Here is an 8,076-nt window from a genome sequence, read left to right as displayed (position 1 = left end):
TTTGCCTGACGACCATAGAATGTTGGAACCACCTGATCCCATGCCGAACTCAGAAGTGAAACGACATATCGCCGATGGTAGTGTGGGGTTTCCCCATGTGAGAGTAGGTCATCGTCAGGCTCTTAAAGAAACAAAGAACCCTCGTCGCGCAAGCGTCGGGGGTTCTTTGCGTTCGGGCTGGGCAGAATCGTGCTTTGTGTCACCACCAGGCACTGCCACGCCCCCACACCCTCCCTGTAATACCCTTGCCAAAAAGACCCGCCACACTGCAGCGATATCCACGTTGCGGAGTCTTTGCCATGCTGTTCTATACCGTCATTGCGGTCCCTCTTGTTGTTTTATTTATTTATCGGTATCGAAAGCTCATGTACCACTTTCGCGTGGTTAAGCCTGGGAAACTTTACCGTAGCGGGACCCTGGGGCCTGTAGGTTTGCGTATCATGCATCGAATATTGCGGATCAACACGATTGTCAATTTGCGCCTGGAGTCGGAGTACAGCAAGAAGGGATGGTATGTACGGCAGCTCGCTTATTGTCGTCGCCATGGATTAAAGCTGGTCAATATCCCCATGGCTCCGGACACACCGCCAACGGAAGCGCAGATCCTGCAGTTTATGGATGAGATTGATCGCGGTGGAAGCCGCTGCCTGGTGCACTGCGAGATGGGCGTTATTCGTACCGGAATGATGGTGGTGGCAGTGGCAACGCGACGTTATGGCGTCAAAGACATGGCGGTGTGGGAGCATTTTCCTTTGTATGGCCACAAGCTGGATCTGCGTCGGCAAAAAGTGCGCGAGTTTGTTCAGCGTTGTGGCGGTTCTCAGCAGGTATCAGTCTAACAAAGGACTGTTTTTTGGCAGGTACAAACGCAATGCATTTGGAATGGATCGGATGTGAAAGATAGTATTTTGAATAGGTTCACCGTCCAGATTCAGGTTCATTGGCGTCGGTGTCTCAATATGCATTTCACTGAGGCGGGTACGTATAAATAGCCCCTCTTGGTTGGGGTCCTGACGGGCTTCGCTGTCGAACAGCTCTTTTACGCCGGCGAGCAGATCCATGTCTGCGGGGAGGATGGCCACATCGAACAGACCATTATTGACTAGGGCGTCAGGGCATAGGCGCTGTCCACCACCTGCCTGTCGGCCATTGCCCAGACCCAAGGCGAGAAACTCGCCTTCCCATTCGAACCCTTCGCCCTTGAAGTGTCCCTTGGCAGATTCGATTTCCGAAAATCGGCTCAGGCCAGTTAGCAGATAGGCTGCACCGCCAAGCATCTTTTTAAGATCCTCGGACGTTTGGGTTGTCACTTCCGTGCCGAAGCCACCCGTAGCCATGTTGAGAAAATAGTGGTCGTTTACCTGTATCACATCGCAGGGGTGTGGATCGGTTGCGAGCAAGGCCAGGCTGTCGGCAGGTTCCGATGATATTTCCGCAGCAGTAGCAAAATCGTTTGCTGTGCCGAGTGGAAGGATTGCCAGCTCCAGATCTTGCTGGCCGCTTTCCATCAACGCCTGAGTGATGTCTCGTACTGATCCATCACCGCCGCCGGCAATGAGTGTAGTAAAGCCATTATTCAGCGCTTCCTCGACGTAGCGTTCCGCATCGCCGCCTTCCCAGGTGACTCGAACGGCCAGTTCGTGACCTTGATCACGCCACTCCATGACCGCATTGCGGACTGCCTGGTTGCTGGCCTGTTTGCCGTGGAGGATTAATAAGGCTTTTCTGCTCATGGTGTAAACCCTGTCGTTGGCGGATGCCATAGAGTAAAGCACTGAGCGTGACTGGCGCATGATTTAGGGGGCAAGTTAACAATCCTTGATAATCACGCAGTGATAATGATTGCCATTAACTATTGCCGGTATGCGGGAATAGTATTTCTCTATAGGGATAGAGTTGGCGATGATAGTCGAAAAGGAGGGCATCTCATGGCCAAGACAATAAGTTTCGGAGTAATGCATATTTCAGTGGCGTTTCTGGTCGTCTGGGCGATGACGGGTGACTGGCGTATCGGTGGTTTGACGGCGGTGGTGGAGCCATGTGTAAACACGGTGGCCTACCACTTCCATGAAAAGGTCTGGAAGCGTAACAAAAGCGGTGGCGGGCTGAGCAGAACGGTCATGGCTTAGGATAAACTCGGTGTTTACTCTGCGATGACCGTTGGTTAAGCTACCGCAAAGTATACATTTTGAGGGGTATTTGTCAGGTGCAGACAGGAAGCAGTGACATTGATGCGATTCGCCAAGTGGTGAATCAGGTGTTGGAAGTGCATGCCCGCGAAGAAGGTGGGCAACGCTCGCAAGCGCGGGCGGAAATTCTGATTCATTCCATGCAGGTTTTTGCCCAGCGCGGATTGCCGCGTACGACAGTGCAGCACCTGCTGGATGCTTCTGACGTGTCGCGCCGTACATTCTACAAATACTTCCGCAACAAGATGGATGTTCTGGAAAGTATTTACCGTATTTTTGTGGACAACATGTTGCTGCATTTCCACAAAGAGGTGAAACAGGCCTCGTCTGCCAACGACATCATCCGTAACACGACCAAGGTATATTTTGATTATCACGTGAGCATGGGGCCGGTGATCAAGCTGATGATGGAAGAAGCCCGTTCTTCCGATTCCGCATTGGCGCCCCACCGGGTGCGTGCACAAACCTTGGCCTCGGAAGTGCTTGCTGTTCAGATCAACCGCTACACAGGCAAGAACTACGAGCCGCTGGTTTTTCTGACCATGCTATGGATGCTGGAAAACTATTCTCTCTACATTTTTGAAGACGGCGGATTTTCGCAGGAGCGTCTGGATCAGTGCTTGCGTGTGGCCGTGGGGGTTGCCGAATCCTTGGTGCTGGGCGAGGTAACGCCGGGCATGCTGGAACGCCCGGCATCATGACTCGTACATCAGGCCGGGTTATTCCGGCTTGATGAACTTCAGAGTCATCCGATCACTTTCCCCGATGGCCTCATACGTTGCCCGGTCTTTATCACCGAGCCGAAGGCTGGGCGGCAGAGTCCAGACCCCGGCGGGGTGGTTCGCCTGGTCCTTTGGGTTGGCGTTAATTTCCGATTGATCTACCAGCTTGAACCCGGCCTGTTCGGCCTGGGCAATCACGTACCCCTCGCTCATGTACCCCGTTTCGATTTGTCTTTCCAGCGGGCGCACCTCCGGTGCACGGTGCTCGACCACGCCTAGAATGCCGCCGGGTTTAAGGGCCTGGTAAAAACTGGCAAATACGGCTTCTGTCTTCCCTGCCTTGGCCCAGTTGTGTACGTTGCGAAAGGTCAGTACGCGGTCTGCGGTCCCAGCCGGGGCGATAACGGTGTAGGTGGGGGGATTGAACGCCGTAACTCGAACGTGGTCGTAAACTTCCGGATGTTCGGCCAGTTTGGTCTTGAACTGGGTCACGGAGCGGCGATAGAAAGGGATGTCACTGTCTTCAGGAAAGTGGGCGGCGTAATAGGTGCCGGACTTGTAAAGCCAAGGCGCGAGAATCGAGGTGTACCAGCCGCCGCCAGGCCATATCTCCACCACAGTCATGTCTTTTTTGACATCGAAAAAATTCAGGGTTTCCACTGGATGACGGTATTCATCCCGGGCCTTTTCCTGTGGGGTGCGGTGGGGGGCGTCGGTCAGTTTATTCAGCGTTCCAGCGTGGATCAGGGTGGTGGAAAGCAACGCGGTAAAAATAACGATAAGTCGCATGGTCTCGGCTCGTCCTATCTGAGGCCGCGGATCAACACCTTCAAGTAGTCTGCGGCTTGTTGTTCGAGGCTGCCCTCACCAGTGAGGGCCCATGTATACGTGGTGCCGGTAACAAGGTTTACCATCATCAATATCGTATCGCGAGTCGGCAGGGCAACGAAATAGCCGTCTTTGCGAAGTTCGTTGAAAAACGCATCGGCCAGCGGCAGGTTCTGTTCCATCAGGGCAAGATACTGGCGCTGGATATCGCCCATGAAATCACCAGCCTCCTGAATCAACACTCGGGAGAAATCCTGGTTTTGCTCCAGGTAGCGAGCCACTGCACGGCACAGGCTTTCAAGTCGCTCCAGAGGGGGGGAGGTGCTGATCAATTCGGACAGAATCAGGTCGCGGATGGTATTCAGGTTTTCTTCCACGATGGTTAGCAGCAAGGCTTCTTTGGAAGGAAAAAACTTGTAGATGGTGGCTTTGCCCACGCCGGCCCGTTCGGCGATGGTTTTCACCTCTGCGCTGCGGAAGCCTTCGCTGGCGAAGATTTCCTGGGCGCAGGTGAGAATGCGGGCGCGGCGGGGATCATCCATGATGGCCGTCCTTACAGGTATTTGATTTTCTCCAGCTGTTCTTCGAGCTTGGCCAGCTGGGAGCGATAATCATCCAGCTTCGCTTTTTCCTTGTCGACCACAGCTTGGGGCGCTTTATCGACAAACTTGGGGTTCTTCAGCTTGCCTTCCGCGCGGCCCACTTCTTTGCGCAACTTATCAATTTCCTTGGAAAGGCGTTCAATTTCCGCTTCTTTGTCGATCAATCCGGCCATGGGCACCAGAATTTCCATGTCACCGACCAGGGCTGTGGCGGAGGCGGGCGCGGAGTCTTCCGCGGCCAGCCAGGTAATGGATTCCAGCTTGGCCAGCTTGCTCAGGAAAACGCGGTTGGCGTCCAGCAGGGCCTGGTCAGATTCTTTGCCGTTATGCAGATAAATAGGCAGTGCCTTGCCCAGCGGGATGCCCATTTCCCCGCGGATGTTACGCACTGCGCTGATCACGGCCTTCACCCATTCAGCGCCGGTTTCCGCATCGGCATCGATGCGGGCAGCATCGCTGACGGGGAAGGGTTGCAGCATAATGGTGTCGTTCTTTTCACCGTTACCGGGTGCACCTGTCTTGCCGGCCAGTGGGCCAACCTTCTGCCAGATTTCTTCTGTGATGAAGGGCATGAAAGGGTGTGCCAGGCGCAGGATGGCTTCCAGTACGGTGACCAGGGTGCGGCGGGTGCCACGCTTCTGGGCGGCGGAATACTCGTCGCCCCAGAGTACGGGTTTAGACAGTTCTAGATACCAGTCGCAATATTCATTCCAGATGAATTCATAGGCGGCATGGCTGGCCACGTCGAAGCGGAAGCTGTCCAGTGCGTCACTGACTTCCTGTTCGGCCCGTTGCAGGGCAGAAATGATCCAGCGGTCCGCCAGGGATAGCTCGATGTCGCTGTCAGCTGCGACGCCACAATCTTCCCCTTCCGTATTCATCATCACGTAGCGGGCGGCATTCCAGATTTTGTTGCAGAAATTCCGGTAGCCTTCGATGCGGCCCATGTCCCATTTGATGTCCCGACCGGTGGAGGCCAGTGACAGGAACGTAAAGCGCAAGGCGTCGGTCCCGTAGGGGTTAATCCCATCAGGGAAATCCTTGTGGGTGCGCTTGGTGATCTGTTTTTCTTTCTGCGGTTGCATCAGGCCCTTGGTGCGCTTGTCGATCAGAGCATCCAGGGTGATACCGTCAATCATGTCCAGCGGGTCTAGCACGTTGCCCTTGGATTTGGACATTTTCTGGCCGTCGTTGTCGCGTACCAGTCCATGCACATAGACTTTCTTGAAGGGCACCTGGTCGGTGAACTTCAGTGTCATCATGATCATCCGGGCGACCCAGAAGAAGATGATATCGAAACCGGTGACTAGCACATCGGTGGGGTGGAAGGTGCGCAGGGCATCGGTGTCTTCCGGCCAGCCGAGGGTGGAGAAGGTCCACAGGGCGGAGCTGAACCAGGTGTCCAGGACATCGTCGTCCTGGCTCAGCGGAATATCGCCAAGATTGTTTTCAGCGCGCACTTCGTCTTCGGTGCGGCCCACATAGACGTTGCCGTCGGCATCGTACCAGGCGGGAATGCGGTGGCCCCACCACAGCTGTCGGGAAATACACCAGTCCTGCAGGTCGCGCATCCAGGAGAAGTACATATTCTCGTAGTTTTTGGGCACGAACTGAATGTCGCCATTTTCCACGGCGGCGATGGCAGGCTTGGCCAGTTCTTCCACGGCCACGAACCACTGGTCGGTCAGATAGGGTTCGATTACAACGCCAGAGCGGTCGCCACGCGGGACCTGCAGGGTGTGGTCGGCCACTTTTTCCAGCAGGCCAAGGGAGTCCAGGTCGTCCACGACTTTTTTACGGGCCTCAACACGATCAAGGCCGCGATAAACCTCTGGTACTTCGTCGTTCAATGCTGCATCGATGGTCAGGATATTGATCATCGGCAGGTCGTGGCGCTTGCCCACTTCATAGTCGTTGAAGTCATGGGCGGGGGTGATTTTTACACAGCCGGAACCGAAGTCCGGGTCCACGTAATCATCGGCGATAATGGGGATGTCGCGGTCTGCCAAAGGCAGGTGAATGGTCTTGCCGATCATGTCCTTGTAGCGAGGGTCTTCCGGGTGCACTGCTACGGCGGTATCGCCGAGCATGGTTTCCGGGCGGGTGGTGGCGACCACCAGATGGCCGGAGCCGTCGGAGAGCGGGTAGCGGAAGTGCCACATGTGGCCCTGTTCTTCCACGTTTTCCACTTCCAGGTCGGAGATGGCGGTGTGCAGCGCCGGGTCCCAGTTGACCAGCCGCTTGCCTCGGTAGATCAGGCCTTCCTTGTGCAGGCGCACAAAGACTTCACGCACGGCGTTGGACAGGCCATCGTCCATGGTGAAGCGTTCGCGGGTCCAGTCCACGCTGGAACCCATGCGGCGAAGCTGGCGGGTAATAGTGCCGCCGGACTCGCCTTTCCACTCCCACACCTTGTCGAGAAACTTTTCCCGGCCCAGCTCATGACGGTTGGTGCCTTCGCCAGCCAGTTTGCGCTCCACCACCATCTGGGTGGCAATGCCCGCGTGGTCGGTGCCTACCTGCCACAGGGTGTTGCGGCCCTGCATGCGGCGGTAACGCACCAGGGTGTCCATGATGGTGTCCTGGAAGGCGTGGCCCATGTGCAAGCTGCCGGTCACATTGGGAGGCGGGATCATGATGCAGAAGGGATCGCCGTGGCCGCTCGGCTTGAAATGACCGGCGTTTTCCCAGTGTTCATACCAGGATTGCTCAATGCGATCGGGTTGGTAAGTTTTGTCCATGATCACCGCTTCTAAACCAGAAAAAATGAGGGCGAATTATAGCGAAGCAGGGCGGGTTCGTCGCGGGTTGTGAGAAAACTCCGGGTGCTGGGCGCCGGATGCCCAACAAGGCAAACAGAAAAGACGCTTATTTCCGCAAATTGTGCCTTTAGGCGGGTGCGCGTCAGGTCTTCCTGCGAAGGGCCGCGCGCAGCTTCAGCCGCAGGGCCTTTTCAAGCTTGGGCAGGGCCTCGGCCACCAGTTCATCGATGGCGCCGTCGATATCACTATTTGTCAGTGTCGGGCGTGGCGTCGGCGCTTGTGGGGCCGGTGTGGGCACGGGCGGTGCCGGTGACGCTTGCGGTTCGCGGGGAGCCAGATTGCCTGCCAGGAACGGATTGGTCCGTTCGCTGGCCAACTGTCGAATCCGATAAGAATCCTGGAGCGTGGCGTCCGCTGACGGCTTCAGCAATGGCGGTTGGGTCGGGCCGTCAGCATCGTCCAGCAGGGACTGGACATCATCCAGCTCCTTGAGTAATGCGTGTTTTGCTGTCTCCTTGTTGTTGCTCATCGCCGTGTCGCTCGTAGTGGTCAGCCCAGTTCATGAGTGGTGACGGGAAAGCCCCTGTCCCGGTAGAAACGGAAACGTTCCCGTCCCTGTTGTCGTTCGGCTTCGGCGCCGCTGATCATTTCCGCCACCCGCTGGAAGCGAGATGAGAAGTCTGGCACCTGGTCGGTGAGGTTGATCAGCACATCATGATGGTGGCCAGGGTCGTCGCCAAATCCGAGCAGCACCGGTGCCTGGCCTTCTCCGTCCAAGGCATGGGGCAAGAATCCCGTCGTGGGAGATTGCCAGAATTGTGCGTCCAGCTGCCGTGCATGGGCCTCATTCTGGCAATGCACATAGACTTGCCGGCCTTGTTTTAGCGCTTTGTCGGCAATCCGCCAGGCTAATGCCTGACGCACACCGTCTCCGGCCTTGCTGCTGAGATAGAACGTGACTTCGGTCAATTAA

9 protein-coding genes and 1 rRNA gene are annotated in these 8,076 nt (G+C 56.1%); 4 read left to right on the top strand and 6 right to left on the bottom strand.

Going from position 1 to position 8,076, the window contains the following annotated elements; genetic code table 11:
* Nucleotides 1–4 precede the first annotated feature (4 nt).
* Nucleotides 5–120, top strand: a 5S ribosomal RNA gene (rrf, locus tag ABNH18_RS08885).
* A 179-nt stretch (nucleotides 121–299) separates the two neighbouring features.
* On the top strand, nucleotides 300–839 hold the full coding sequence (locus ABNH18_RS08880) for a fused DSP-PTPase phosphatase/NAD kinase-like protein (RefSeq protein WP_349382478.1): 540 nt from the start codon (nucleotides 300–302) through the stop codon (nucleotides 837–839).
* Here the strand turns inward: ABNH18_RS08880 and yegS are convergent.
* Nucleotides 831–1,733 carry a lipid kinase YegS gene (yegS, locus tag ABNH18_RS08875; protein ID WP_349382477.1) on the bottom strand — a complete coding sequence of 301 codons (903 nt, stop codon included), beginning with the start codon at nucleotides 1,731–1,733 and terminating at the stop codon, nucleotides 831–833. The genes ABNH18_RS08880 and yegS overlap by 9 nt on opposite strands.
* Nucleotides 1,734–1,928: 195 nt before the next feature.
* On the opposite strand from yegS, the gene ABNH18_RS08870 reads away from it, so the two are divergent.
* Together ABNH18_RS08870 and ABNH18_RS08865 are read left to right on the top strand one after the other, a co-directional pair.
* Entirely contained in the window at nucleotides 1,929–2,129 is a 201-nt protein-coding gene (locus tag ABNH18_RS08870) for a DUF2061 domain-containing protein (protein ID WP_349382476.1), read from the top strand.
* Nucleotides 2,130–2,206: 77 nt separating this feature from the next.
* A complete protein-coding gene (locus tag ABNH18_RS08865; RefSeq protein WP_349382475.1) occupies nucleotides 2,207–2,890 on the top strand; it encodes a TetR/AcrR family transcriptional regulator in 684 nt (227 codons plus the stop codon).
* Nucleotides 2,891–2,908: 18 nt separating this feature from the next.
* Here ABNH18_RS08865 and ABNH18_RS08860 read toward each other — a convergent pair whose 3' ends face one another.
* The 5 genes from ABNH18_RS08860 to ABNH18_RS08840 all read right to left on the bottom strand — a co-directional run bounded on the left by ABNH18_RS08860 (nucleotide 2,909) and on the right by ABNH18_RS08840 (nucleotide 8,072).
* Nucleotides 2,909–3,700: a class I SAM-dependent methyltransferase gene (locus tag ABNH18_RS08860; RefSeq protein ID WP_349382474.1), complete on the bottom strand. Its 792-nt coding sequence runs from the start codon at nucleotides 3,698–3,700 to the stop codon at nucleotides 2,909–2,911.
* A 14-nt stretch (nucleotides 3,701–3,714) separates the two neighbouring features.
* Nucleotides 3,715–4,281, bottom strand: coding sequence for a TetR/AcrR family transcriptional regulator (locus ABNH18_RS08855; protein ID WP_349382473.1), 567 nt, complete (start codon nucleotides 4,279–4,281; stop codon nucleotides 3,715–3,717).
* A gap of 11 nt (nucleotides 4,282–4,292) precedes the next feature.
* The gene (locus ABNH18_RS08850; RefSeq protein WP_349382472.1) at nucleotides 4,293–7,082 is read right to left on the bottom strand and encodes a valine--tRNA ligase; all 2,790 of its coding nucleotides are present in this window, start codon (nucleotides 7,080–7,082) and stop codon (nucleotides 4,293–4,295) included.
* A gap of 163 nt (nucleotides 7,083–7,245) precedes the next feature.
* Nucleotides 7,246–7,632, bottom strand: a complete 387-nt coding sequence (locus ABNH18_RS08845) for a hypothetical protein (protein WP_349382471.1) — start codon at nucleotides 7,630–7,632, stop codon at nucleotides 7,246–7,248.
* A gap of 20 nt (nucleotides 7,633–7,652) precedes the next feature.
* On the bottom strand, nucleotides 7,653–8,072 hold the full coding sequence (locus tag ABNH18_RS08840; protein WP_349382470.1) for a DNA polymerase III subunit chi: 420 nt from the start codon (nucleotides 8,070–8,072) through the stop codon (nucleotides 7,653–7,655).
* Between the last annotated feature and the right edge of the window lie 4 nt (nucleotides 8,073–8,076).

Source organism: Alcanivorax sp., assembly GCF_040118815.1.
Classification (GTDB): domain Bacteria; phylum Pseudomonadota; class Gammaproteobacteria; order Pseudomonadales; family Alcanivoracaceae; genus Alcanivorax.
The sequence above is the reverse complement of the archived record's forward strand: the minus strand, read 5'-3'. Positions and strand labels throughout refer to the sequence as shown.

Coding starts and splice junctions, on each gene's coding strand:
- ABNH18_RS08880 (WP_349382478.1), top strand. CDS start 300: ATGCTGTTCTATACCGTCATTGCGGTCCCTCTTGTTGTTTTATTTATT.
- yegS (WP_349382477.1), bottom strand. CDS start 1,733: ATGAGCAGAAAAGCCTTATTAATCCTCCACGGCAAACAGGCCAGCAAC.
- ABNH18_RS08870 (WP_349382476.1), top strand. CDS start 1,929: ATGGCCAAGACAATAAGTTTCGGAGTAATGCATATTTCAGTGGCGTTT.
- ABNH18_RS08860 (WP_349382474.1), bottom strand. CDS start 3,700: ATGCGACTTATCGTTATTTTTACCGCGTTGCTTTCCACCACCCTGATC.
- ABNH18_RS08855 (WP_349382473.1), bottom strand. CDS start 4,281: ATGGATGATCCCCGCCGCGCCCGCATTCTCACCTGCGCCCAGGAAATC.
- ABNH18_RS08850 (WP_349382472.1), bottom strand. CDS start 7,082: ATGGACAAAACTTACCAACCCGATCGCATTGAGCAATCCTGGTATGAA.
- ABNH18_RS08845 (WP_349382471.1), bottom strand. CDS start 7,632: ATGAGCAACAACAAGGAGACAGCAAAACACGCATTACTCAAGGAGCTG.